General features: G+C 71.1%; 23 protein-coding genes. 7 read left to right on the top strand and 16 right to left on the bottom strand.

Annotated elements, in window-relative coordinates:
• Positions 1-2 precede the first annotated feature (2 nt).
• Positions 3-1,367, bottom strand: coding sequence for a serine hydrolase domain-containing protein (locus tag ABH926_RS20525; RefSeq protein WP_370367290.1), 1,365 nt, complete (start codon positions 1,365-1,367; stop codon positions 3-5).
• 97 nt (positions 1,368-1,464) lie between these two features.
• On the opposite strand from ABH926_RS20525, the gene ABH926_RS20520 reads away from it, so the two are divergent.
• A complete protein-coding gene (locus ABH926_RS20520) occupies positions 1,465-2,142 on the top strand; it encodes a TetR/AcrR family transcriptional regulator (protein WP_370367289.1) in 678 nt (225 codons plus the stop codon).
• Positions 2,143-2,215: 73 nt separating this feature from the next.
• Here ABH926_RS20520 and ABH926_RS20515 read toward each other — a convergent pair whose 3' ends face one another.
• Positions 2,216-3,199, bottom strand: a complete 984-nt coding sequence (locus ABH926_RS20515) for a phosphatase PAP2 family protein (protein WP_370367288.1) — start codon at positions 3,197-3,199, stop codon at positions 2,216-2,218.
• Positions 3,200-3,481: 282 nt separating this feature from the next.
• On the opposite strand from ABH926_RS20515, the gene ABH926_RS20510 reads away from it, so the two are divergent.
• Positions 3,482-3,784, top strand: coding sequence for a UBP-type zinc finger domain-containing protein (locus ABH926_RS20510; protein ID WP_370367287.1), 303 nt, complete (start codon positions 3,482-3,484; stop codon positions 3,782-3,784).
• Between the two features lie 295 nt (positions 3,785-4,079).
• Positions 4,080-4,262 carry a hypothetical protein gene (locus ABH926_RS20505; RefSeq protein WP_370367286.1) on the top strand — a complete coding sequence of 61 codons (183 nt, stop codon included), beginning with the start codon at positions 4,080-4,082 and terminating at the stop codon, positions 4,260-4,262.
• Positions 4,263-4,266: 4 nt separating this feature from the next.
• Here the strand turns inward: ABH926_RS20505 and ABH926_RS20500 are convergent, their stop codons facing one another.
• From ABH926_RS20500 to ABH926_RS20460, 9 genes are read right to left on the bottom strand one after another with little or no spacing between them, the layout of a single operon-like run.
• Positions 4,267-6,993 (bottom strand): alpha-mannosidase, encoded by a 2,727-nt coding sequence (locus ABH926_RS20500; protein WP_370367285.1) that lies wholly within the window; start codon positions 6,991-6,993, stop codon positions 4,267-4,269.
• Positions 6,990-7,958, bottom strand: coding sequence for a Gfo/Idh/MocA family protein (locus tag ABH926_RS20495; protein WP_370367284.1), 969 nt, complete (start codon positions 7,956-7,958; stop codon positions 6,990-6,992). The genes ABH926_RS20500 and ABH926_RS20495 overlap by 4 nt, the downstream gene beginning before the upstream one ends.
• Positions 7,958-8,791, bottom strand: a complete 834-nt coding sequence (locus ABH926_RS20490) for a TIM barrel protein (RefSeq protein ID WP_370367283.1) — start codon at positions 8,789-8,791, stop codon at positions 7,958-7,960. Before ABH926_RS20490 ends, ABH926_RS20495 begins: the two co-directional genes overlap by 1 nt.
• Complete coding sequence (locus ABH926_RS20485; RefSeq protein WP_370367282.1) at positions 8,782-10,005, bottom strand: CehA/McbA family metallohydrolase; 1,224 nt, start codon at positions 10,003-10,005, stop codon at positions 8,782-8,784. Before ABH926_RS20485 ends, ABH926_RS20490 begins: the two co-directional genes overlap by 10 nt.
• Positions 10,005-11,099 carry an ABC transporter ATP-binding protein gene (locus ABH926_RS20480; RefSeq protein WP_370367281.1) on the bottom strand — a complete coding sequence of 365 codons (1,095 nt, stop codon included), beginning with the start codon at positions 11,097-11,099 and terminating at the stop codon, positions 10,005-10,007. The genes ABH926_RS20485 and ABH926_RS20480 overlap by 1 nt, the downstream gene beginning before the upstream one ends.
• A 29-nt stretch (positions 11,100-11,128) precedes the next feature.
• Positions 11,129-11,959: a carbohydrate ABC transporter permease gene (locus tag ABH926_RS20475; protein ID WP_370367280.1), complete on the bottom strand. Its 831-nt coding sequence runs from the start codon at positions 11,957-11,959 to the stop codon at positions 11,129-11,131.
• Positions 11,956-12,867 (bottom strand): carbohydrate ABC transporter permease, encoded by a 912-nt coding sequence (locus ABH926_RS20470; protein ID WP_370367279.1) that lies wholly within the window; start codon positions 12,865-12,867, stop codon positions 11,956-11,958. The genes ABH926_RS20475 and ABH926_RS20470 overlap by 4 nt, the downstream gene beginning before the upstream one ends.
• A complete protein-coding gene (locus tag ABH926_RS20465; RefSeq protein ID WP_370367278.1) occupies positions 12,836-14,263 on the bottom strand; it encodes an extracellular solute-binding protein in 1,428 nt (475 codons plus the stop codon). The genes ABH926_RS20470 and ABH926_RS20465 overlap by 32 nt, the downstream gene beginning before the upstream one ends.
• A 21-nt stretch (positions 14,264-14,284) precedes the next feature.
• Entirely contained in the window at positions 14,285-15,025 is a 741-nt protein-coding gene (locus ABH926_RS20460; RefSeq protein ID WP_370367277.1) for a GntR family transcriptional regulator, read from the bottom strand.
• An 85-nt stretch (positions 15,026-15,110) separates the two neighbouring features.
• On the opposite strand from ABH926_RS20460, the gene iolB reads away from it, so the two are divergent.
• Positions 15,111-15,881 (top strand): 5-deoxy-glucuronate isomerase, encoded by a 771-nt coding sequence (gene iolB / locus ABH926_RS20455; RefSeq protein ID WP_370367276.1) that lies wholly within the window; start codon positions 15,111-15,113, stop codon positions 15,879-15,881.
• 49 nt (positions 15,882-15,930) lie between these two features.
• Here iolB and ABH926_RS20450 read toward each other — a convergent pair whose 3' ends face one another.
• Positions 15,931-16,278, bottom strand: coding sequence for a hypothetical protein (locus ABH926_RS20450; RefSeq protein ID WP_370367275.1), 348 nt, complete (start codon positions 16,276-16,278; stop codon positions 15,931-15,933).
• Positions 16,279-16,454: 176 nt separating this feature from the next.
• Between ABH926_RS20450 and ABH926_RS20445 the strand changes: the two genes are divergently transcribed.
• Together ABH926_RS20445 and ABH926_RS20440 are read left to right on the top strand one after the other, a co-directional pair.
• Positions 16,455-17,288: a putative RNA methyltransferase gene (locus ABH926_RS20445; protein ID WP_370367274.1), complete on the top strand. Its 834-nt coding sequence runs from the start codon at positions 16,455-16,457 to the stop codon at positions 17,286-17,288.
• Positions 17,289-17,298: 10 nt separating this feature from the next.
• Complete coding sequence (locus ABH926_RS20440) at positions 17,299-18,063, top strand: dienelactone hydrolase family protein (protein ID WP_370367273.1); 765 nt, start codon at positions 17,299-17,301, stop codon at positions 18,061-18,063.
• 69 nt (positions 18,064-18,132) lie between these two features.
• Here ABH926_RS20440 and ABH926_RS20435 read toward each other — a convergent pair whose 3' ends face one another.
• The 4 genes from ABH926_RS20435 to ABH926_RS20420 all read right to left on the bottom strand — a co-directional run bounded on the left by ABH926_RS20435 (position 18,133) and on the right by ABH926_RS20420 (position 21,747).
• Positions 18,133-19,083, bottom strand: coding sequence for a ribose-phosphate diphosphokinase (locus ABH926_RS20435; RefSeq protein WP_370367272.1), 951 nt, complete (start codon positions 19,081-19,083; stop codon positions 18,133-18,135).
• 33 nt (positions 19,084-19,116) lie between these two features.
• Positions 19,117-19,710 (bottom strand): YidB family protein, encoded by a 594-nt coding sequence (locus ABH926_RS20430; RefSeq protein ID WP_370367271.1) that lies wholly within the window; start codon positions 19,708-19,710, stop codon positions 19,117-19,119.
• A 140-nt stretch (positions 19,711-19,850) separates the two neighbouring features.
• A complete protein-coding gene (locus tag ABH926_RS20425; protein WP_370367270.1) occupies positions 19,851-21,443 on the bottom strand; it encodes a GMC family oxidoreductase in 1,593 nt (530 codons plus the stop codon).
• A 10-nt stretch (positions 21,444-21,453) separates the two neighbouring features.
• The gene (locus tag ABH926_RS20420) at positions 21,454-21,747 is read right to left on the bottom strand and encodes a DUF6295 family protein (RefSeq protein ID WP_370367269.1); all 294 of its coding nucleotides are present in this window, start codon (positions 21,745-21,747) and stop codon (positions 21,454-21,456) included.
• A 151-nt stretch (positions 21,748-21,898) separates the two neighbouring features.
• Between ABH926_RS20420 and ABH926_RS20415 the strand changes: the two genes are divergently transcribed.
• A complete protein-coding gene (locus ABH926_RS20415) occupies positions 21,899-22,981 on the top strand; it encodes a nitric oxide synthase oxygenase (protein ID WP_370367400.1) in 1,083 nt (360 codons plus the stop codon).
• Positions 22,982-23,052: the final 71 nt, after the last annotated feature.

Raw genomic sequence — 23,052 nt, 5'->3', positions numbered from 1 at the left:
GTTCAGCCCACCCGGCCGAACAGCCGCCCCGCGATGTCGATCCCGACGACCGCCCCGCTCGCGTCCCGGGTGAACAGCCCGCGCTGCCCCTTCAGGCCGCCCTCGGTGATGATGTAGTCGTCGCCCTGCTCGGCGAGGAAGCCCATTGCTGCTGCGGGGTAATCCTGCGGCATCTCGGTGTCCGAGGCGGCGCGGATCTCCGGCTTGATGCCGACCGCGAGGGTCAGGCGCCCGCCGTCGTCGGCGACGTCCAGATTCATCGCGTCGATCTCGTAGCGGCCGACGACGGCGCGGTTGCGCGCGGCGTCGTACGCCACCGGCTCCGGGGTCTGCTCGACCACTGACAGGAAGTGCTCCAGCGCCCACTTCACGATCTCCTGGTTCAGCTGGTAGCCCTCGGGCGCGCAGTTGCTCAGCGCCACCACCGCGAAGCCGTGCTCGGGGACCACGAGCAGTTCGGAGAACTGGCCGTTGCCGCTGCCGCCGTGGCCGAAGGTGCGGACGCCGCCGATCTCGTTGAGGAACCAGCCGAATCCGAAGGCGTCGCCGAGGGTGGAGCCGCGCAGCTCGGACTTCGGCTCGCGCATCGAGCTGCGGGCCTGGACCGAGAGCACCTCGTCGGAGGCGCCGATCTGCTCCCCGAGATGGAAGCGCGCCCAGCGCAGCAGGTCCGCGGCGCAGGACACGGCGCCGCCTCCGGGGTTGTTGCCGTGGGTGCCGGCCGGGTAGGACTTCCACGGCGTGGCGGGGTGCAGGATGCCGTCGGCGTCGCGGTTGTGGCCGACGGTGTGCTTGCGGGTCATGACGTCGTCGAGGTCGAAGACCGTGTCGGCCAGGCCGAGCGGGGTCAGGACCAACTCGGCGACGGCCTGCTCGTAGGGCTGCCCGGTGATCTTCTCGATCACCCGGCCCAGCAGGTTGTACCCGGCCTGGCTGTACGAGGCGCGGGCGCCGGGCTCGCCGATCAGCGGCAGCGCCTCCAGCTTCGCGACGAAGGTCGCCAACGACCCATCTCCGTGATCGGTGTCGATCAGGTTCCACTCCAGGCCGCCGGTGTGGTCCAGGAGGTTGCGGACGGTGATGTGCGCGGCGTGTGACTCGTCGGCCAGCTTCAGCTCCGGCACGTAGGTCCGTACGGGGGCCTCCAGGTCGACGCGGCCCTCGGCTTCCAGGCGCATCAGCGCGGTAGCGGTGAAGGACTTCGTCGTGGAGGCGATGTGGAAGAGGGTTCGTTCGTCCACCCCGGCCGAGGCGAAGAACTCGTGGCCGTCGACCAGTACGCCGACGCTGACGCCGGGGACGTCGTAGGCCTTCGCCGCCTCGGCGACGAACCCGGCCAGGTTCTCGGCGGTCTCCTGCACAGTCATCTCGATCTCCCCTTGGCGAGTCGCTCGCCCGTCACTTGCACTTAGTTCAAGTGGAACCGTAGCCCCTACTTGAACTAAGTGCAAGTACACTGGCGCCATGCCGAGGAACACGCTCACCGCGGACCAGATCGTCCAGGCGGCCATCGCCCAGCTCGACGAGGAGGGCCTGGACGGCCTGAACATGCGCGCCCTCGGCAAGCGCCTGGAGGTCGCCGCGACGGCCGTCTACTGGCACATCAAGACCAAGGACGAGCTGGTCCGGCTGGCCACCGACGCGGCCTGGGCCGAGGTCGAGCTGCCGGATCCGGCGGCGGTCGGCTGGCGCGAGGCGGCGGCGCGCACCGCGGTCAGCACACACGCGATGTTCACCCGGCACCCGTGGATGGGCCAGGCGTTCGGCGGCTACCTGCTCTACGGCCCGGGCAAGTCCCGGCACGACGACCACCTGCTCGCCGTCTACGAGGCTGCCGGCTTCGCGCCCGCCGACGCCGACCGGGCCGCGGCGGCGGTCTTCACATACGTGCTGGGCAACGCGCTGGCGCCGGCCGCCATGGTCGCGCTGAACCGGCGGTTGGCGCTGGGGGGCGAGGACGCGGCGCGGGCATTCGCGGAGGCGAAGGAGAACTCCGTGGCGATCGCGCGGACGTTTCCGAAGCTGCGGGAGAGGATCGACAGTCCGGCGGCTTCTTATGCGGGGACGCCGGAGGAGAGCTTCGAGTTCGGCCTCGCGGCGATGCTGGACGGCTTCGCGGCGCGGTTGGGCGCGCAGGCCTGACCGCACGAAAACGGGCCCCTCGAAGGGGGCCCGTCGGTGGTCACGCGGTCATGCGGTCATGCGGTCATGCGGTTCACGTCTTGAGGTGTATCGATGGCCGCACCAGTTCCGCCGACACGCCATCGTCCGGTTCCGGGGCGCCCGCCGAGCCGTCGGGCTGGCGGGGCAGCGGTGCCCCGCCGGCCGGCACCGGTGCCGGGGCGAAGACCTTGCGGCCCTGGATGAGGCGCTGGACCAGGAAGCCCAGGGCCAGGGTCACCAGGCCGAAGACCGCGTCCATGACGTAGTGGTTGGCTGTGCCGATGATGACGGCGAAGGTGCAGAAGGGGTAGGCGATGCCGAGGGCCTTGACCCACCTGCGGCGGGCCAGGTGCGCGATGACCAGAGCGCACCACGTCGACCAGCCGATGTGCAGGCTGGGCATGGCCGCGTACTCGTTCGTCGAGGAGCCCAGGCCCGCGACGCCGTCGGAGGTCGTCGCCGTCTGGCCCCAGGGGTTCAGGAGCTTGAACGTGTCGACGAAGTCGCCGCCGTGCAGGAGGCGCGGCGGGGCGAGGGAGTAGAAGTAGAAGCCGAACAACGCGATCAGCGTCATGGCGATCATCACGGTCCGGACCGCGCGGTAGCGGTCGGGGAACTTGAAGTACACCCAGACCAGTACCACGATCGGCATGATGAAGTGCAGGGTGGCGTAGTAGACGTTCATCGAGAACGCCAGCCAGCGCACGCTGTACACCCAGTGGTTGAAGGTGTGCTCGAAGTTCAGGCCGAGGTAGTGCTCCAGGTGCAGGATGTCGTGGCCGCGCTGTTGGGCCGCGCTCGCGTGGGACGGGGCGGCCAGCCGGGTCAGCGTGTAGAGGTAGTAGCCCAGCGCGATGAACGCGATCTCCAGCCACAGCTTCGGCCGGTTGGTCGGGCGGTACTTCTGCGGCAGGAGCGGCCCGGGGATCCAGCTGCGGCGCCGGGCGCCGGGCGCTGACGCCGTCGCCGTCGATCCGACGTCCCCGGTGCGTTCCGTAGCCTCGGTGGTACTTTCCAGCGGCTGTGTCGTCGTCACGAGTTCACCCCCATGACAGGCAAGTCTGCCAGGGTACGGGTCGCGTACGCGTCATACCCCGGGTCCACATTCCGCATCACTCCATGGTAGAGCTTTGGCGGAGGTCTGCGGCGGTCCCGCCGTAAGGGTCGCCCCGGCGGAGTACGCCAGCCTAACCGGATCCACTGTTTCCCGCGCGTCCTATGGCAGGTCATCTCCAGCCGTTACGCTCCGCGCCAAGCGTCTGTGCACCCGGTCACAAGGGGCGCGGCGTGACGAATCAGACACGCGAGGAGCCACCTCATGCCCATCCCCGTGTATGTCCCCGCGAACGGCGGGCGCTGCGACCACCTGCACCAGCTCCGCGAGGCCGAACCGGACTCCGCGGACGAGTGCCGGGAGTGCCGTGCGACCGGCGGCCGCTGGCTGCACCTGCGCGAATGCCTCGTCTGCGGCCATGTGGGTTGCTGCGACAACTCCCAGAACCGGCACGCCACCGCGCATTGGCGTGCCACCGGACATCCGCTGATCCGCTCCCTGGAGCCCGGCGAGGTCTGGGCCTGGTGCTACCCGGACGAGGCGATGCTGCTGCGCGCCGACTGCTGATGCCACGGCGGTCCGGCCGCCGCCTGCCCGTCGGGCAGGTGCCAGGCGGCCGGCCGGACCGCCGTAAACCGCTGTGTGGACCGCCGTGGCCCCTTGTGGGCCGCTGTGGGCCGCTGTGGACCGGACCGCCTCGCGCGCCGCTGCCGGGCCGGCGGCGCGCTCGCGTTGTGCGACACCCCCTCCGCCCGCCGGGCCTGCTGGCGCGCGCTCCGGTGGCCCTGCGTGGTGCCCCGGCTTAGCGTGAGGTCACGGAGGCCGTCTCCTGCGGCTCCGGCAGGCAAGGAGTTGAAAACGCATGGCGAAGAACAGCCCGGCCAAGGGGCAGCACGGACTCGGTGCACGCGGGCAGGGGAAGCTCCTCTACTTCCACACCCGTGTCGCCCACGCGATCCGCCACTCCAAGGAACAGCTGTTCCGCAAGTACCGCAAACAACCCGAGTACCGGCAGTCGAACGGCCACTGGGCGGCCAGCCGATAGTCCTCTAGGGCGAACGTTCCTCCCGATCCCCTGATGCGCCCCTGGCGACGGTCGTAGCGACCTGCCAGGGGCGCATTTCCATGCTGTGGGCTGTGTCCGCGTACGCGGTGCGGACGGTCGCCGTGGTGGGTTCCGGAGTGAGGGCCGTCAGGCGCAGCTCGGGCCCCTCGCCGCCGACGTCACGGCAGCTGCTCAGCACCACGCCGTGCCCGCCGACCTCGACGCCGCCGGCCGGGACCACCGGGACGCCGCAGGGGTCCGGGCTCCGGCCGGCGACTGTGGTCAGCGGGTGGCGATAGCGCTCGGCGGCGTCGAGGAGCCCTGATTCGTGCCACTCCCCGGCGTAGAGGTACAGGCCCAGCTCCACCGTGCGCGGCCCGCGGCACTGCGCGCCGGGCGTGGCCAGGTGCGGGCCGGCCGGCTCCGCCCGCCAGGCGTTGTCGTCGCGCGAGAGCAGGCCGACCGACCGCAGCAGGGTGAGCGCCAGGGTGCGGCCGTCGTCCACGAGCTCGTATTCGCTGACGTGGTCCAGCAGCACGGCCAGGCCACCGGCCGCGACCCAGCCGTACGCCGGGAAGGTCGGCACGGGCCGCTCGCCGAAGCCGCCCTCGGCGTGCGGCGGCCGTTCCACGACCGCGAACTGGCCCTCCGCGTGGGAGCGCGTGGCCGGGCGGGGGAGCGGCAGGTGCAGGCGGACACGGTGGTCGTCGCATTGGTTGTCGAAGGCGATGGCCAGCCGGACGAAGGGTTCGCCGTGCCGCAGCTCGATGCGGGTGCTGACCTCGGTGGTGCGGACGGTCGCGGCGCGGATGCCGCTCACCCCGGCCTCGGGCGCCGACATCGGAACGCCGTGGGTCGGCCAGTTGAACCAGCGCACTGATTCCAGCGACCCCGTGAAAGGACCGCTCCAGCGCACCCGGTTCCAGATCTCGTCCGGCGAGCTCACGAGCCGGTCGTGTTCCGGCGGCGCGTAGTTGTACTCGTCGCCGAGGTCGCCGCCGTCCACGATCACGCCGAGGCCCGCGGCGTGCGAGCCGTCGGCGGCGAGGATGTCCAGGAGGCCGTCGGAGCGCAGCGCGACGTGCATCAGGCCGTTGTCGAGATCGGACAGGGCACGGCGGCCGGCCGCTATGTTCTTCAGCGCCGGGGCCGGCGGGCTCTCGGCGGCGACCGCGGTGACCGCCGCGAGCGCGAGCGGGCCGACCTCGACGAGGGCGGCGACCGTGGCGCGCGGCCGTACCCGGACCTCGACCCGCCACGCCTCGACGGCCGTGCCCGCCACGCCCGCCGCAGCCGCGCGCACCTCGGCGACGTCGAAGACCAGCCGGGAGGTCGGGGCCAGCTCGAAGCCGATCGTCGCCGTGCCGGGATCGACGTACCAGGCGGCGATCTGGCGGCCATAGAGCTCGCGGCCGTGGATCTTGCGCAGGAAGAGGTCGAGGGCGGCGGCCGGGACGAGCTCGTCGGCGATGGTCTCCTCGACGGTGTCGAGGATCTGGTGCGGGACCACTTTGCCCGAGGCGGTGCGCGGGGCGTGGCCGGCCGGCAGGTCGAGGGTCACGACCTCCCGGCGACGCTGCGGGGACGGGTTGAACAGCAGGTGCCCGCCGTCCGGAACGGTTTCCGCGATCGGTCCCAGGACGAGGTCGACGACGCCGTGCCCGAGATCGCCGGCCTCGGCGATGCGCGCGGCGACCTGGTCGGCGGTGGCGTCGACGCCGCATCCGGTGACGCTGTCGTGGCAGGAGGAGTCGACCAGGCGCCGCCAGGCCAGATCCAGGAAGGGCTGGTACGCCGAGCGCGTGCCGTAGAGCGCGGCGACCGGCTCGGCGTACCGCTCGACGAGGCGCTCGGCGCGACTCAGGGCCTGCTTGAGGCCGACGCGGGAGGACAGGACGCCGGGCAGGATGTTGGCCCGGGAGTGGGAGCGGAGCTCGCCGTGGACGGTGACGGCACCGGGGGCCGGGGGATCCAGGGCGTCGAAGAACCCTGCGAGGGTGTCGAGCCGGACCCGGAGCGGCTCCCCGGACGCGCCTTCGACCAGATCGGCGAGACCGTCCACCGGCGCCGAGTGGTCCGTCCCGTACATGCCGAGCATCGGCCCGTCGGGCTGCCAGCGTCGCAGCGCCCGTACATGCTCCTCGGCCCGCCGCCGCACCACCGCCGCGTCGGGCTCGCCGAAGACCCCGGCCGCGCCGCCGTACCCGCCCTCCGGGAGGTAGCGGGTGCGCAGCGCGGTGCCGTCCGGCGCCTCCCACCAGAATTCCGTCGTGTGCACCGCTTCGGGGACCCCGCGCCACACACACGCGTGCCCGATCCCAGCCAGGCGCAAGATCTGGGGCAGCTGCGCCGCGTGCCCGAACTGGTCCGGCAGGTACCCGACGAGCATCGCGCCGCCGAGCTCGTCGGCACGCCGCGATCCGATCTCCAGGTTGCGGATCAGGTTCTCGCCCGAGCACAGGAACGAGTCCGCCAGCACGCGCCAGGGTCCCAGCGCCAGCTGCCCGCGGCCGGCCAGGTCGAGCACCAGCGCTTCCTGATCGGGGCGGATCTCCAGGTAGTCGTCGATCGCGGCGGTCTGGCCGTCGAGGGTGAAGCGGGCGCGCGGGTCGGCGGCGAGCTGGGCCAGCACCCGGTCCAGGACCGTCACCAGACGGAGGCGGAAGCGCTGGAAGGGCTGGTACCACTCGCGGTCCCAGTGCGTGTGCGGGACGACGACCAGCTCGTTCATGCGGTCTTGCCCAGGGCGTGCAGCACGTTCAGCGCTGTGCGGATGTCCGCCGCGCCCTCCGCGGCCCCGCTCAGCGCCGGAGCGCCGGCGGTGACCAGTTCGTGGAACGCCATCAGTTCGCGCTCGAAACCCGAGTCGGCGCCGAAGAAGTAGGGGTTGGTGAAGGACAGGTCGTGGGTGCCGGCTTCGGTGTGCACGCGGACGTGTTCCTCGTATTCGGGATAGTCGGGCAGGAAGTGCCAGCGGACCGTGTAGCGGCCGTGGGGGAGCGGGCCGGAGAACTCCAGCGAGCCCGGCTCGCCGTCCCGGGCGCCCCAGGAGGCGGCCGTGTCGACCTCGAGTTCGCCGACCCCGGCCAGCAGCCGGATCAGCGCCACGTCGTGGCACGCGCTGTCGAGCACCGCGCGGTACTCCCAATGCGCGCGGGCCCCGGTGTGCTTCGGCGCCGGCGCGGGAACCGGAGCCCAGTCCGTCGCCGGGAAGCGCTCGGGCGGATGCAGGACGCTGACATCGATGTGCCGGACCGTCGAGGCGTCGAGCGCACCGAGTGCCGCGGTCACGGCGGGGTCGTACTGCTTCATGTAGCCGAGCATCAGCCGGTCGCCGGCCGAGGCGACGAGGGCGGCCTCGTCGAGGGAGTGCGCGAGGGGCTTCTCGCAGAAGACGGGATAGCCGCGCTTGAGCGCCTCGACGGCCAGCGCCGCGTGCGAGCCGGAGGTCAGCAGCAGCACCGCGTCGAACTCGCCGCAGCCGAACAAGCTGCGGGTGTCGGCGAAGACGCCGGAACCCGGGACGCGCAGCTGTCGGGCGATGTCGGCCGCGTAGCCGGGCTGGGAGTCGCAGACGGCGGTGACGGTGAAATGCCGGTCCAGCTTCGCCAGCAGCGGCAGATGGACGTGCCGCGCCACGTGTCCGAGGCCGACGACGGCGACCCGGACGGCCGGGGTGTCGGAGTCGTCCGCCATCACACCCCCAACCCCGCCAGCACCGCCCGGTTGTGCCGCATGTCCCCGATGATCCGCCCCAGGTCCTGCCCGCTGTCCGGCACGTCCTGCTCGACCACGATCCACCCCTCGTACGCCAGCGCCCGCAGCGCGTCCAGGAACGCCGCCAGGTCCAGACGCCCCTCGCCGAGGCGGCAGAAGGTGCCGTCGGCCAGTGCGTCCTTCACGTGGACGTGCCGCACGCGATGCCCCCACCGGGCCAGGGTCGCCAGCGGATCGCCGCCGGCGGCCAGCAGGTGCCCGGTGTCCAGGCACAGCTCCAGCTCCGTCAGCTCCAGCAGCCGGTCGATGTCGTCCGGGGTCTCGATGCTGGTGTCCAGGTGGTGGTGGAACACCGGCTCCAGACCGTGCTCGCGGCAGCGGGAGGCGGCGCGGTAAGCCTGCCGGACCAGCAGGCCCCAGCCGGCGGCGTCCAGCGGACCGGACGGCGGGCAGGCCAGCGTCGGCTTCGGCGCGAAGCTGCTCATGTCCGGGTACCGGTTGCGGGCGCGCAGCAGCCGTGCGGTGTCTTCGAGGGCTGACAGGTCGTCCGCGAAGCCCTCGTGCTGCCCGAACCTCAGGTCGTGCCAGCCTCCGGCCAGCGCCGGGGCGGAGTCGGGGCCGGCCAGGACTTCGTCCAGGTAGCCGTGCGGTCCCAGATCGGTGCCCTCGTATCCGCAGTCTGCCGCTATTCGGGCGTACTCGCGCGCGCTGATGACCGGGTCGGCGGCGGAGTAGATCCCGAAGTTCACCGGCGCGGTCGCCACCTTCACCGGCCAGGTCCGCGGCCGCGGCCCGGCTTCGGTCACGCGCACAATGCCACCACCTCGTTGCGCCAGGTCTCCAGCCGGTACATGCCCGACTGCCGCGCCGGGAACGACTGCCGGCCCGAGGCGTCGGCGCGCACCACGACCCGGGTCTCGTCCGGGCGCACCAGGATCAGGCCGTCGGCGTCCAGCGTCGTGATCTCGTCGCCGCAGCGCAGCACCAGCGGTCCGGTGCGGTCGGCGGACAGGGCGGTGCGGCCCGCGGCGATGCCGGCCAGGATCGCGGGGCTCGAGCACTCCTCGGCCAGCACCCAGGTGATCGGCGCGCCGAGCGAGGCCGGCGTGCCGCCGGGCTCGTGGAAGTCGCTGCCGCCGACCGGGATGATCGCCGCCGGATGCCGCTTCATCCAGGCCAGCGGCCAGCCCCAGGTCCGGTCGAACCAGGACCAGTGCCAGATCTCCGCGATCGAGGGCTGCGTGGTCAGCTGGTGCCGCCACGCGCAGTCCCCGGCCAGCGGATGGTTCACCGAGAACAGCGCGCCGGCCTTCTCGGCCTGCTTCATCCACTGCGAGGCCGGGCGCCGGAAGTCGATCCACTCCTCGGAGCCCCACACGTTCGCGTGGCCCAGATCGGTCGTGACCTCCTGCCCCGGGATCAGCGTGACGCCGGCAGCCCCGGAAGCCTTCTCCAGGAACGGGTAATGGCTGATCGTGTTGTGGTCGGTGACGGCCAGGAACTCCAGACCGGTCTCGGCCGCGAGCCGGGCCAGCGCGTCGATGGTCAGCGTGCCGTCGCTGTGCTCGGTGTGCGCGTGCAGGTCCCCGGCATACCAGTGCATGCCGTCGACGGCCGGCAGTTCCCGGGCCGGCGGCCGTTGCAGGGCCCTGACATGGTGGTGGCCGAGCTGCCGGTCGGCCTGCTCCGCCTTGTCGGAGAACGTGATCTCCAGCGAGTACCGGACGCCTTCCGGCGGGACCCGGTGCAGCCCCAGCCACACGTGCCACACCCCGGGCAGGATCTCGCCGGCCAGATAGCCCGGCGTCGAATGCCGGGCCCCGACCGCGAACTCCTGCCGCGCCCCGCCGGACCAGCCGCGGAAGCCCTCCGGGCCGGCACAGCCGAGATCCAGGACGGCGCCGGCGGACCGGTCGTAGTCCAGCCGGACCCCGATCCGCGAGACGCCCGGCGGCACCTCGAACGGGACCGGCCGCAGCTGCTGCCGCAGCCGGTCCTCCAGCCACCACACGCCGTCCAGCCGCATCAGCCCACCAACTCCCCATCCGCGTACAGCAGGGTCCGGTCTCTGCGGGGCAACGCCCACACAGTGGCTTGGGGTTCCGGCTCGTCCTCCTCGGCCACCACGACCTGCACCGCGGTCCCGGCGACGTCCAGCGTGAGCAGCAGCGAGCTGCCGAGGTTCTCGGCGACCTCTACCGTGCCCCGAAACGCCCCGTCGCGCGGATCCGCCGATACGCGGAAGTACTCCGGGCGCGCGCCAAGGACCACCGCGGTGCGTTCGGCCAGGCGCTCCCCGGCCCCGTCAGGCATCGCGATCTCGGAATCTGCGACCAGAACGCGTCCGTCACGGACAACCCCCTCCAGCAGGTTCATCGGCGTGGAGCCGATGAAAGAAGCCACAAACGTGTTCGCCGGCCTGCGGTACACCTCGCGAGGAGTCCCGAGTTGGCGGATACGGCCGGACTGCATGACTGCGATGCGGTCCGCGAGCGCCAGCGCCTCGGCCTGGTCGTGGGTGACGAAGACCGTGGTGGTGGCGAGCTCGCGTTGCAGTCGCTTGAGGAACGTCCGCGCCTCCAGCCTGAGACGAGCATCAAGGTTCGACAAGGGTTCGTCAAAGAGAAAAACGGACGGCTCAGCCGCCGTGGCGCGGGCCAGGGCCACTCTCTGCTGCTGTCCGCCGGACAGAGCACCCGGTCGGCGCTCCAGCAGACCGGCGGTGGTCTCGGTGCCGGTGAGGCCCAGTTCGGAGGCGGCGGCCAGCACGGCCTCGCGTTGCCGGGCTTTCGGGACGCCGCGGACGCGCAGCGGATAGGCGATGTTCTCCGTGACGGTCATGTGCGGGAAGAGCGCGTAGTCCTGGAACACCATGGCCACCCCGCGTTTGCCCGGCGGCGTGCGGGTCACGTCGGCCTCGCCGATGTGCACCGCGCCGCTGTCCGGCGTCTCCAGCCCGGCCAGGGTCCGCAGCAGGGTGGTCTTCCCGCAGCCGGAGGGGCCCAGCAGCGCGAAGAACTCTCCGTCCTGGATCGTCAGGTTCAGCGCGTCCAGCGCGGTGACGCCGCCGCCGGCGTCGGCGAAGGTCTTCGTCAGGTCGATGGTGCGAAGCTGTGCCATTTATGAAACCCCTGCCACGAAGCGCTCCTCTACCGCTTGATCCCGCCGTGGAAGCGGAACCCGTAGCGATGACTGACGAACAGGTACAAAAGGATCACCGGGATCGAGTAAAGCAGAGAGAAGGCCGAGATCAGCGCCAGGTCCGGCTGGCCGCCCTCGGTGTAGAACGTGTAGAGCACCACCGAGGCCGGGTACTTGTCCGGGTTCCGGACCAGGATGTACGGGATCAGGAAGCTGCTCCAGACGTTCACCACGGCCCAGACCGTCACCGTGGCCAGCCCGGGGCGGATCATCGGGAGCACGATGTGCCGCATGATCTGGAACGGCGACGCCCCGAACACCCGCGCCGACTCCTCGTACGACTTCGGCGTGTTGTCGGTGAAGTCCTTCAGGATGAAGATCGCCGCCGGGAGCAGGCCGCCGGTGAACACCAGGATCACCCCGAGGCGGGAGTCGATCAGGTGCAGTTTGAACGCCAGCTGGAACAGCGGCACCATCGCGGCCGTGCCGGTCACGATCGAGGACAGCAGGAGCAGGGCGTAGAGGATGCCGTCGCGGCCCGGGACTCGCACCCGGCTCAGGGCGTACGCCGCCGCCGCTGCGAACCCCACTGTCAGCAGAGCCGTACCCCCTGCCAGCAGTAGAGAGTTCCACAGCGACGGCAGCGCATAGGGATCCTTCAGCAGGACCGAGAAGTTGTGAAGAGTAAACGAGCTTATGCTCACGTCCAATGTGGGGTGCGCGTTGAAGGGCGCCGAGGCCAACCACAGCATGGGCAGCGCGAAGAAGCCCAGCAGCACCGACAAGAACGTGTAGCGGGCGATTTTCGCCACCACCTCGCCAGGGGTGCGCTCCCTCATACGGCACGCTCCCGGCGCCGCTCGCGCAGCAGTCGCAGGTACACCAGCGCCACGACGAGGTTGATGACGAGCATCAGCAGCGAGATCGCGGCCCCCAGGCCCATCTGCCCGTCGAACAGGGCGGTCTGGTAGATGTACACCGGCAGGATCTCCGACTTGCCGTTCGGGCCGCCGGCGGTGATCTGGTACGGCGTGAAGTCGTTGAACGTCCACAGCGAGATCAGCAGCAGGTTGGTCAGGATGTGGCCGCGGATGTGCGGGAAGACCACGTCGCGCAGCTGCTGCCAGGAGTTCGCGCCGAACATCCGGGCCGTCGCCAGCTGCGAGGGCGGGACGCCGGTGAGCGCCGCGCTGTACAGCAGCATCGAGAACGCGGTGCCGCGCCAGATGTTGAACACGATGATGACGGCCATCGGGTGCTCGATGGCCCACGCCGTGCCCGGGGTGTGCAGGAGGGCGTTCAGCGTCCCGGCGTCGCGGTCCAGCATCGCCACCCACAGGAACGCCACCACCGAGCTCGGCAGGATCCAGGCCAGCAGCACCAGCGCCTCGATGAGCCGCTTGAGCCGGCCCCTGGCGTCGCGCAGCATCCAGGCGATGGCGAAGCCCAGCAGCGCCTGGCCGATCACGGCCGAGAACAGGACGTACTGGAAGGTCAGCCACAGCGAGTGGCGGAAGTCCGGGTCCTGGACGACGTTCGTGTAGTTCTGCAGGCCCACGCTGCGCGGATGCCGCGCGGCGAAGCCGGTGAGCCGGTAGTCGGTCGTGCCCAGATACAGGGTCCACAGGGCGGGGAAGACCAGGAACGCGGCGACGACGAGCAGGGCGGGTGCGGCGATCGCCGCCGCGCCGGCCCTGCCGAGCCCCGCCGGATCCTCAGCTCCCGGCCGCGACGCTGCTCGCGCCAACGAGGCCCTCCAACGCCTTCTCGTAGGCCGCCGCGGCCTCCGCCGGGCTCTTGCCGCCGACCACGTCCGCGACCGCCTTCTGGACCAGGCTCGAAACGTCGTTGTACGCCGCCTGCGAGGGCCGGAAGCTGGTCACCGGCAGCACCTTGCTGGTGGCGAACTGGAGCATCGGGTCGTTGGCCAGCACCTGCTGGTTGACGTCATCGCGCGCGGTGAGCAGCGGCGCCCCGCCGATCCGGGAGATGGTCTCGGCCTTGGAGTTCAGGAACGCCAGGAAGTCCCAGGCCGCCTGCGGATACTTGGTCTTGGGGTTGATCGACCAGTCGGAGCCGCCGGAGTAGGACACGAAGCTCTGGCCCTTGACGCCCGAGCCGGCGTTCTCCGACGGGATCAGCGCGTAGCCGACGTCGGTGTCGCGATCCGCCATCGGCGCGGTGCCGCCGGTGGGATTCAGTACCGAGCGCCACATGTAGTCGGACTCGGCGTAGATGCCGATCTTGTCGGCCGCGAACTCGGTGAACGACTTGTCGCGGCCCTTGGCGTCCTCCTGCAGCACCGGGTCGCCGAAGCCGCCGCCGTAGATCTTCTGGTAGAAGCCGAGCGCGGTGGTGAAGGCCGTGCCCGCCTTCATCCACTTCCCGTTGGTCCACAGCGTGCCGCCGGCTCCGGCCAGCAGCGGCAGGAAGCCCTGCATCGTGGTGGCCTCGCCCATCGGGACGCCGCCGTCCCACTGCACCGGGGTGACCCCGGGCAGGGCCTTGAGCTTGGCGGCCGCGTCGTAGATGTCCTGCCAGCCGGCGGGCTGCCAGTCGGTGGGCAGTCCGGCCTGCGCGAAGAGCTTCTTGTTGTAGAAGATGACGCGCGCGTCGGTGCCGTTCGGGACGCCGTAGCGCTGGCCCTGGTACTCGCCGAGGGCCTGGACCGACTGCGAGATCTGGGACCAGCCGTCCCAGCTGTCGACCTGGGTTCCGGCCACCTGGTTCAGGGGCTTGAGATACCCGGCGTCGGCGAACTCGCCGACCCAGATGCCGTCCAGCGAGAAGACGTCGTCGCCGGTGCCGGACTGCAGGTCCAGGGCGAGCTTGGACTTGTAGGCGTCGTCGTCGACGCCGTTGGGCCGGAAGGTGACGTGCGCGGTGATCCCCTTGGCCGCCTCGGCCTTCACGAAGTCCGGGATCAGGGTGCCCTGGATCCACTTGGCCTCGTTGCTGTTCTTGCCGCCGGCGATGTCGTTGGCGGTGATCACGAGGGTGGGGTTCTTCGGCTGGTTCGAGGAGTTGACGTCCGCCGGTCTGGGGCTCGACGACGAACTGGAGCAGCCGGCCGCCAAGGCCGCCGCGGCGCCGATCGCGATCAGGGCTCGGAGTTGTCTGGAGTGTGCGGATTGTGCTCCCATCGGTGCCTCCGCGGGTGTGCGTCAGTGCTCGGTGACTGTGACTTCCAGGCTGTACCGGGACGCGCGGTAGATGTGGCTGCCGAACTCGACCGCCCGCCCGCTGTCGTCGAACGCCGTGCGCTCCATGGTCAGCAGGGCCGCGCCGCGCCGTTCCTCGAGCAGGGCCGCCTGTTCGGCGTCGGCCGTGCAGGCCCCGATCCGCTGCCGGGCCACGCAGATGCGGATGCCCGCCTTGCGCAGCACTTCGTACAGGCCCCGGTTCTCCAGCAGCTCCGCGGTCAGCGGCGGCACCGGCTCGGGCAGCCAGTTGCGCATCACCGCCAGCGGCTCGCCCAGCGAGCGGCGCAGCCGCACCACCTTGGTCACCGGCGTGCCGGCGGCCAGCCCGAGCGCCGCGGCGGCCTCCGGCTCGGCCGGGACGTGGGCCAGCAGCAGCACGTCGGTGGCCGGTGTCCGGCCGCTGCGGGCCAGGTCGTCGTGCAGGCTGGTGAGCTCCATCTCGCGGCGCACCGGCATCGGCAGGATCTGCGTGCCCACGCCGCGCCGCCGCACGATCATGCCGCGGTCCACGAGGTGCCCGATCGCCTGCCGGATCGTGGGCCGGGACAGCCCCAGCGACTCGGCGATCTGCACCTCGGAGTCCAGCTGGTCGCCCGGAGCCAGCTCGCCGGTGCGGATCGCCTCGGCGATCTGTTCGGCGACCTGGAAGTAGAGCGGGATCGGGGAGGAGCGGTCCACCTCGATCCGCGGTCGGATCCCCATGGGGGTCAGTATGCTGCGGTCACTTTGTCCGGACAACAGGTTGACCGGCGAACACCGTACTGCTATGCAGCAAGCGGGAGGCGGTATGGCACAGGTCGACATCACACCCGAATCGGCAGGTTGGAGCTTCGCGGGACTGAAGACCGCGGAGTTCGTCGGTTCATATCAGTTCTTTTCCTCAGGAGACGAGGCGTTAGTCCTGCCGCTGTCCGGTTCGTGCAGTGTGCGGTGCGGATCGGAGGAGTTCCTGCTGCGCGGGCGCGAGGACGTCTTCGCCGGCCCCAGCGACTTCGCCTACGTCCCGCGCACCAGCATGGTCCGCCTGACCGCGGTGGGCGGACCGTGCCGGGTGGCGATCCCGACCGCGCGGGCCGAGGCCGACCTGCCGTTCCGGTACGGTCCGCGCGAGGCGGTGCCGGTGGAGCAGCGGGGGGCCGGATCGGCCGCGCGCACGCTGCACAACTTCTGCGCGCCGGAGGCCTTCGAGACCGACCGGCTGCTGGCCGTGGAGGTGATCACCCCGGGCGGGAACTGGTCGTCCTGGCCGCCGCACAAGCACGACGAGGACGTCGAGGACGGGGAGCGCGCCAAAGAGGAGATCTACTACTACGAGGGCGGGCCGGGATACCAGCGGGTGTACTCCTCGGCGGCCGGCGAGATCGATGTGCTGCGCGAGGTCGGGGCCGGGGACGTGGTGCTCATCCCGCACGGCTACCACGGCCCGTCGATGGCCATGCCCGGCTACGACCTGTACTACCTGAACGTGCTGGCCGGCCGGGACCGCGGGCCGGCGCGCTCGATGGCGTTCAGCGACGATCCGCGGCACGCCTGGGTGCGCGAGACCTGGACCGCCTGAGGGAACGGCGCGTCCAGGCGCTTCGCTGCGGCGGGCCCCCGCCGGGGGCTCAGATGATGCGGATCTCGTCGTTCGAGTGGTCGTGCCCGCAGCTGTCGCCCTCGTAGTGGTAGTCGCGCTGTCCCAGCTGCACCACCCGGAACGACTTGCGCTCGACCACCTTCTGCAGGTGCCGGACGCCGCTGGCCCCGGCCGCCACCACCGCGACGACCGCGGCCACGACCGTGACGCCGATCACGGCGAAGCCGCCGGTCACGTGCCCGAACACGATCATGAACAGCGCGACCAGGATCGAGATCGGCACGGCTACCAGGAGCAGTACCGCGATCGTGGTGAGCAGGATCAACGGCTTGGCCGACGGTGCGCGGTCACCGTCGTGGCTGATCGTCGTTCTCATGGCCATGGCTCATCCCTCTCGGCTGCGGCCCGAAGACGCGTTGTATCGCGTTAAAGTGTATCAACGAGGAGGGCGCCTCCGCTTGTTCCCTTTCCAGGCCGCGATTACGTCACGCCCACCCGTCGCCCACCGCCGCCCGTTAAGGAGGCGCTACGCGCCGCTGGCAGAATTCTAGAGTGATCTCCGACATCGTCGACTGGTTGTCCTGCCCGCATTGTGCCACCGCCTTGATCGTCGAGGAGTCTTCGGGCGTGCGGTTGTTGTGTGAGGAAGGGCACGCTTTCGACGTGGCGCGGCCCGGCTACGTCTCGCTGCTGGCCGGGGGCGGGGTGCCGGGTACCGCCGACACCGCGGAGATGGTGGCCGAGCGCGCCGCGTTCCTCGGGGCGGGGCACTATGACGGGATCGCGGATCTGATCGCCGATCTGGCTGCCGACGCCGCCGACGGTGCGGCTGACGACGACAGCTGCGTGCTCGACCTCGGCGCGGGCACCGGTTACTACCTGGCGCGCGTCCTGGACCGGGTCGATCGGCCCGGCATCGCGCTGGACGTCTCCAAGCACGCCGCGCGGTTGGCTGCCAAGGCCCATCCCCGCATCGGGGCCGTCGTCGCCGACGCGTGGGCCGGGCTTCCGGTCCGCGGCCGTGCCGCCTCGGTGCTCCTCAACGTCTTCGCGCCGCGCAATCCGCGCGAGATGCGGCGTGTGCTGCGCCCCAGCGGCCGGGCGATTGTCGTCGTGCCCGAGCCGGACCATCTCAGGGAGCTGATCGCCGAGTACGGTCTGATGGCCGTCGACGACCGCAAGCCGCAGCGGTTGCGCGAGCAGTTCGCGGACCGGTTCGAGGTCGAGTCGGAGCATCCTTGCAAGACGGTGCTGTCCCTGTCCGCCGATGAGGTGTCGCGTCTCATCGGCATGGGCCCGAACGCCTGGCACGAGCGGGCCGAGGAGGTCCGATCGGGCGGTGCGGCAACGGTTTCGGTCCGCGCCTACGTCCTGTCCCCGAGGTGAGCGTGGCAGCATGTCCGGCATGCAGATCGCGATGACCAATGCCATCCAGGCCGGGACCGTCCACTACCCCGCGTCCGACGGTGCCGAGATCGAGGCCTACCTGGCGGTGCCGCAGGACGGCGGGCCGCGCGGCGGCGTGGTGCTGATCCACCACCTGCCGGGCTATGACGAGGCCACGCGCGAGTTCGCGCGCACCTTCGCCGTCCACGGCTACAACGCGGTCGTCCCGAACCTGTACAGCCGCGAGGGCGGCCCGGGCATCTCGCACGAGGACGCGGCGGCCGCGGTCCGCGCCGACGGCGGCGTCCCGGACGAGCGGCTGATCGCCGACATCGGCACGGCGGCGGAGTACCTGCGGGCGCTGGACACGGCCAACGGCAAGGTCGGTGTCATCGGGTACTGCTCGGGCGGCCGTCAGGCCCTGCTCGCGGCGTGCGGCCTGGACCTGCAGGCGGCGGTCGACAACTACGGCGCGTTCGTGATGTCGGACAGCCCGGCCTCGGTCGGCCTGCGCGCCACCTCGGTCGGGGACCGGCTGCCGGACCTGTCGTGCCCGCTGCTCGGCAACTTCGGCGCCGACGACACGCATCCCTCGCCGGAGGAGACAGAGCGTCTGGCGGCGGCGCTGGACAAGCTCGGGAAGACGTACGACTTCAAGACCTACGAGGGGGCCGGGCACGCGTTCTTCAACGTGAACCGGGTCGCCTACCGGCCGGAGGCGGCGATGGACGCCTGGGACCGGATCTTCGAGTTCTACCAGGAGCACCTGGGCTGAGGAGCACCCCGGCCGAGGAACGCCCGGGCTGAAGCGCGGGTCCGGCTTCCTCAGGGCTCTATGAATGAATCAGAGCCCTTCGAACAGGGCGCTCACCGACTCGCCGTTGTGGATCCGCCGCATCGCCTCGGCCAGCGCCGGGGCGATGGAGAGCACGGTGAGCTTGCCGGAGTCGGTCAGCTCGGTCGGCGGGATCGGGACCGTGTTGGTGCACACGATCTCCTCGACCTCCGGCTGGTCCGACAGGCGCTTGAGGGCGCCGGCGGCGAACAGGCCGTGCGTGCACGCCACGCGCACGCCGCGGGCGCCGAGTTCGCGCAGGCGCTCCAGCAGCTCCATGACGGTGCTGCCCTTGGCGATCTCGTCGTCGAGCACGATCACGTCGCGTCCGCCCACGTCGCCGATCACCGAGCTGATCGCCACGGTATCGCCGGCGAAGCGCTGCTTGGCGCCGGCCGCGACCGGGACGCCGAGCAGGCGCGCGAAGGCCGCGGCCTCCTTGGCGTTGCCCAGGTCGGGGGAGACCACGGTGGTGTTGGACAGGTCCGAGCCGCGGAAGTGCTTGGCCAGCTCGCGCAACGCGTTGAGGTGGTCGACCGGGACCGAGAAGAAGCCGTGCACCTGCGGGGAGTGCAGCGTCATCGCCAGCACCCGGTCGGCGCCGGCGGCCACCATCAGGTCGGCCACCAGCCGGCCGCCTATCGAGATCCGCGGGGCGTCCTTCTTGTCGCTGCGCGCGTACGAATAGTGCGGCACCACGGCGGTGATCCTGGCCGCCGAGGCGCCGCGCGCCGCGTCGCACATGAGCAGCAGCTCGACGAGGTGTTCCTGGACCGGCGCGACCAGCGGCTGGACCAGGAACACGTCACGCTCGCGGCAGTTGGCCTGGAGCTGGACCTCCAGGCAGTCGTTGGCGAAGCGGCTGACCCGCACCGGGCTCAGCGGCGTCTCCAGGTGCGCGCAGATCTCCGCGGCCAGGGTCGGATGGGCGCTTCCGCTGAACACTGCGATGTCGCGCATGCCTGCATGGTAGCGATCACCCACCGGGGCCGATCAACCCCCTTGCGGCATTCCGCCAGAGGTCCCACCGGCCTCCGGGCGGTTCTGGGCCTGCGTGTTCTGGGCTGGTGACGAGGCCGGGCCCGCGGCGCCGGAAGCGCCGGCCACGGCACCCTCCGGCAGGTGGCCTTCGGGCGTCATCGCGTCGACGACCTGGGGAAGCGCGGTCGCCATGGTCTGCGCGGCCTGCTCGTTGGTCATGCCGAGGGTGTTGGCGACCTGCGAGATCTGCTCCGGCCCGAGCGCCTGCGTGATCTGCTCCCCGCTGACCGGCTGGTTCGGCTGGTCGGCGCTGACCCACGACCTCGCCTGCGAACCGGCCCCGGCCCCCTTGAGGCCCTCCATGAGCTTCGACAGACCACCGCCGGCGAGCAGTCCGCCGATCATCGGCGCGAGCTTCTGGATCATGCCGCTGCTGAGCAGGTTCCCGAGCCCGCCGGCCCCGCCGCCGCTGGGCGCCGCGCCCATGGCGTTCGCCGGCACCGGGGCCTGCTCACCTGTCTGGCCCTGCTGCGTAGGCTGCGCCTGCTGTTGCTGCTGCTTGCCCATGAGCTGGTTCAGCAGCGCGGTGATGTCGAAACCGGCCATGTCGCGAGCTCCTGACACTCGGGCCGCGCCCGCCCGGCGGTCACGCGCCGCCGCGGCCCACGTCCCAGCCTCGGGCAGGTCGGTTGAGGCCGCCACCCGAGGACGGTTCCGGCCCCGACCGTCGCAGGTCGGGACGGCCGTCACCCCCTCCGCGCCGTCCGCTCCGCGTCCTTCACCAACTCCGCGGCCTTCTCCCCGATCACGATCGCCGGCGCGTTCGTGTGACCCCGGATGATCGCCGGCATCACCGAGGCGTCGGCCACCCGCAGCCCCTCGGTGCCGCGGACCCGCAGTTCCGGGTCCACCACCGAGTCGGGGTCGGAGCCCATGCGGCAGGTGCCGACCGGGTGGTACAGCGTCTGGGCGTAGCGGCGGATCGAGGCCTCGTACAGTTCCTCGCCGGACAGGTCGGGCAGCAGCATGTAGCCGTCGTTGTAGCGCGCCAGTTGCGGCGCGGCCGCGATCTTCTCGCAGAGGGCGACGCCGCGGGTCAGCGTCGCGTAGTCCAGACCCTCCGGGTCGGTCAGATAGGCCGGGTCGATGGTGGGGGCGGCGGTGGGATCCAGGGTGGACAGGGTGATCGTGCCGTGCGAGGCGGGTTTCTGCAGGACCGCGCTGATCGTGAAGCCGTGTTCCTTCGGGCGGGTGAGACCCTCGTCGAGGAAGGCCACCGGGGCGAAGACCACCTCGATGTCCGGCAGGTCCAGGTCCTCGGCGCTGGTGGTGTACAGGTACGCCTCGCCGACGTTCGACGACAGCAGACCCTCGTGCTTGGCCAGGTAGCGCGCGAAGCCGGCCGGGGTGCGGCCGCTGATCAGGGTCTTGGTGTTCTTCGCCTTTACCACTATGCCGGCGGCCAGGTGGTCGCGAAGGTTGCGGCCGACCTCCGGGAGGTCGGCCACGATCTTGACGCCGCGCCGCTTCAGGTGGTCGGCGGGGCCGACGCCGGAGAGCATCAGCAACTGCGGGGTGTTCACCGTGCCGCCGCACAGGATCACCTCCCGGCGGGCCGCCACCGAGGCGATGCGGCGGCCGTCCAGGTAGCGCACGCCGGTCGCGCGGCGGTCGTGGAACAGCACCCGGGTGGCCAGCGCGCCGGTGTGCACGACCAGGTTGGGGCGCGAGCGCGCGGGCTTGAGGTAGGCGTCGGCGGCCGACCAGCGGCGGCCCTCGTGCTGGGTCACGGCGGTCTGCGTGCCCGGGACGCCCAAGGCCGCGCACGCCTCCAGGAAGCGGGCCGTCAGCGGATGCGGCGAGCGCAGGTCCTCGACGCGCACCGGGCCCGTCGCGCCGTGCTCGGCGCCGTCCGGGGCGGCGGTGAAGGCCTCGACGCGGCGCAGCGCGGCCCCGAACTCGTCCGGGCCCCAGGCCGGGCCCGCGGCCGCGGCCCACTCCTCGTAGTCCGCCGGGTGGCCGGGCACCCACATCATGGCGTTGATCGACGAGGACCCGCCGAGCATCCGGCCGCGCGGCCAGTAGATCCGGCGCCCGCCGAGCTTGGGCTGGTTGACGGTGCGGTAGGCCCAGTCGACCTTGCTCTCGAAGAGCTCGGAGAACGCGGCCGGGATGTGGATCAGCGGGTTGCGGTCCGCCGGTCCCGCCTCCAGCAGCGCCACCCGGCAGCCCGGGTCCTCCGACAGGCGCGCGGCCACCGCGGATCCGGCTGAGCCGGCTCCGACGACGACATAGTCGTAGACACTCCCGGTATCGGTCTGTGCGTCGTCGGTGGCCATGTCTACGACGTTAGACCCGCGATGTGCCGATGAGTAGTCCTGGCGGGAGCATCCCCTCCGGCACGCTCTCCAACGCCGTGAGAATGGCTTGCGCCAGGTCGTAGGCCGCCTGCGCGGTCAGCTCCACGGCGATGCGCGCAGACGGCCCGCGCTCGGGATTGCGCAGGTCGATGTTCAGCGTGTGCTCGTCGGTGGCGTGCACCGGATGGTCGTAGTAGACGCTGGCCTCGGTGACGCGGATCCAGTTCGGGGTGCCCTTGGCGCTGCCGGCCACGGCCAGCTTGAAGGTCTGGTAAGTGCACATCGGGACGGGATCCTCACAATCGGTAGTACGAACACCAGTTGTAGACATACGATGACGCTCTGCATTCGCCCGTCGAGCGTAGGGGATTCCCGTGTTCCGTCACGCGATACGCCAGAAGCGCCCCGCCGAACGATTATCCAGTCGCGCCAGCCTGTCCAGTGTCGAAGAACTCTCCGAGGAAGCGGATCGCTTCCTGCACCAGTGCTACACCGAGCTCGGCCGCACCGCCGAACTGCCCGGCCGCCGCCGCGCCGTGGCCGCCGCGATCGCCGCCGACGGCAGCTACGACCACACCTTCGCCGAACTCGAATACGGCGCCCGCGTCGCCTGGCGCAACTCCTCCCGCTGCATCGGCCGCCTGTATTGGCAGTCGCTGAAACTGCGCGACCACCGCCGGACCGACCGGCCGGTGCGGATCGCGGCGGAGTGTGTCAGGCATCTGCGCGAGGCCACGAACGAAGGCCGGATCCGCCCGACCATCACCGTCTTCGCCCCGGATCGCCCCGGGCTTCCCGGCCCGCGCATCCACAACGAACAGTTCGTCCGCTACGCCGGATACCGGGTCGAGGACGGCGGGGTGGTGGGCGATCCGCGCAACATCGCGCTGACCGACACCGTGCGCACCCTCGGCTGGTACGGCCACGGCACGGCCTTCGACGTCCTCCCGCTGGTCATCGAGGCCCCCGGATACCGGCCCTATGTCCATGTGCTGCCGCAGGACTGCGTCCTGGAAGTCCCGCTGTCCCACCCCCGGCACCCCTGGTTCGCCGACCTGGCCCTGCGCTGGCACGCGGTCCCGGTGATCAGCGACATGTGCCTGGAGGTCGGCGGCCTGCACTATCCCTGCGCGCCGTTCAACGGCTGGTACATGGGCACCGAGATCGGCTCCCGGAACCTCGCCGACGCCGACCGCTACGACCTGCTCCCGACGATCGCGGCGAACCTCGGCCTGGACACCACGACCGACCGCACGCTGTGGCGCGACCAGGCCCTGGTCGAGCTGAACGTCGCGGTCCTGCACTCCTACGAACAGGCCGGCGTCACCATCGCCGACCACCACACCGAGGCGCACAGGTTCCTGAAACACGTGGCCAAGGAGGAGCGCGCCGGAAGGGTGTGTCCGGCGGAGTGGTCGTGGATCGTGCCGCCGCTGTCCGGCGGTGCCACGGCGGTGTTCCACCGGTACTACGACGAGGCGGACGTCCGGCCGAACTTCGTCCGGCACGAACCCTGAAAGTCCGCGGCAACCTCATCGGCCCCCCGTCGCGTCAGGAGGGAGGGCGCCCGCTCGGGCGTCGTCCTGGC

Source organism: Catenulispora sp. GP43 (genome assembly GCF_041260665.1).
Lineage (GTDB): Bacteria > Actinomycetota > Actinomycetes > Streptomycetales > Catenulisporaceae > Catenulispora.
The sequence above is the reverse complement of the archived record's forward strand: the minus strand, read 5'-3'. Positions and strand labels throughout refer to the sequence as shown.

Coding starts and splice junctions, on each gene's coding strand:
- ABH926_RS20525 (WP_370367290.1), bottom strand. CDS start 1,367: ATGACTGTGCAGGAGACCGCCGAGAACCTGGCCGGGTTCGTCGCCGAG.
- ABH926_RS20520 (WP_370367289.1), top strand. CDS start 1,465: ATGCCGAGGAACACGCTCACCGCGGACCAGATCGTCCAGGCGGCCATC.
- ABH926_RS20510 (WP_370367287.1), top strand. CDS start 3,482: ATGCCCATCCCCGTGTATGTCCCCGCGAACGGCGGGCGCTGCGACCAC.
- ABH926_RS20505 (WP_370367286.1), top strand. CDS start 4,080: ATGGCGAAGAACAGCCCGGCCAAGGGGCAGCACGGACTCGGTGCACGC.
- ABH926_RS20500 (WP_370367285.1), bottom strand. CDS start 6,993: ATGAACGAGCTGGTCGTCGTCCCGCACACGCACTGGGACCGCGAGTGG.
- ABH926_RS20495 (WP_370367284.1), bottom strand. CDS start 7,958: ATGGCGGACGACTCCGACACCCCGGCCGTCCGGGTCGCCGTCGTCGGC.
- ABH926_RS20485 (WP_370367282.1), bottom strand. CDS start 10,005: ATGCGGCTGGACGGCGTGTGGTGGCTGGAGGACCGGCTGCGGCAGCAG.
- ABH926_RS20480 (WP_370367281.1), bottom strand. CDS start 11,099: ATGGCACAGCTTCGCACCATCGACCTGACGAAGACCTTCGCCGACGCC.
- ABH926_RS20475 (WP_370367280.1), bottom strand. CDS start 11,959: ATGAGGGAGCGCACCCCTGGCGAGGTGGTGGCGAAAATCGCCCGCTAC.
- ABH926_RS20465 (WP_370367278.1), bottom strand. CDS start 14,263: ATGGGAGCACAATCCGCACACTCCAGACAACTCCGAGCCCTGATCGCG.
- ABH926_RS20460 (WP_370367277.1), bottom strand. CDS start 15,025: ATGGGGATCCGACCGCGGATCGAGGTGGACCGCTCCTCCCCGATCCCG.
- iolB (WP_370367276.1), top strand. CDS start 15,111: ATGGCACAGGTCGACATCACACCCGAATCGGCAGGTTGGAGCTTCGCG.
- ABH926_RS20450 (WP_370367275.1), bottom strand. CDS start 16,278: ATGAGAACGACGATCAGCCACGACGGTGACCGCGCACCGTCGGCCAAG.
- ABH926_RS20440 (WP_370367273.1), top strand. CDS start 17,299: ATGTCCGGCATGCAGATCGCGATGACCAATGCCATCCAGGCCGGGACC.
- ABH926_RS20435 (WP_370367272.1), bottom strand. CDS start 19,083: ATGCGCGACATCGCAGTGTTCAGCGGAAGCGCCCATCCGACCCTGGCC.
- ABH926_RS20430 (WP_370367271.1), bottom strand. CDS start 19,710: ATGGCCGGTTTCGACATCACCGCGCTGCTGAACCAGCTCATGGGCAAG.
- ABH926_RS20425 (WP_370367270.1), bottom strand. CDS start 21,443: ATGGCCACCGACGACGCACAGACCGATACCGGGAGTGTCTACGACTAT.
- ABH926_RS20420 (WP_370367269.1), bottom strand. CDS start 21,747: ATGTGCACTTACCAGACCTTCAAGCTGGCCGTGGCCGGCAGCGCCAAG.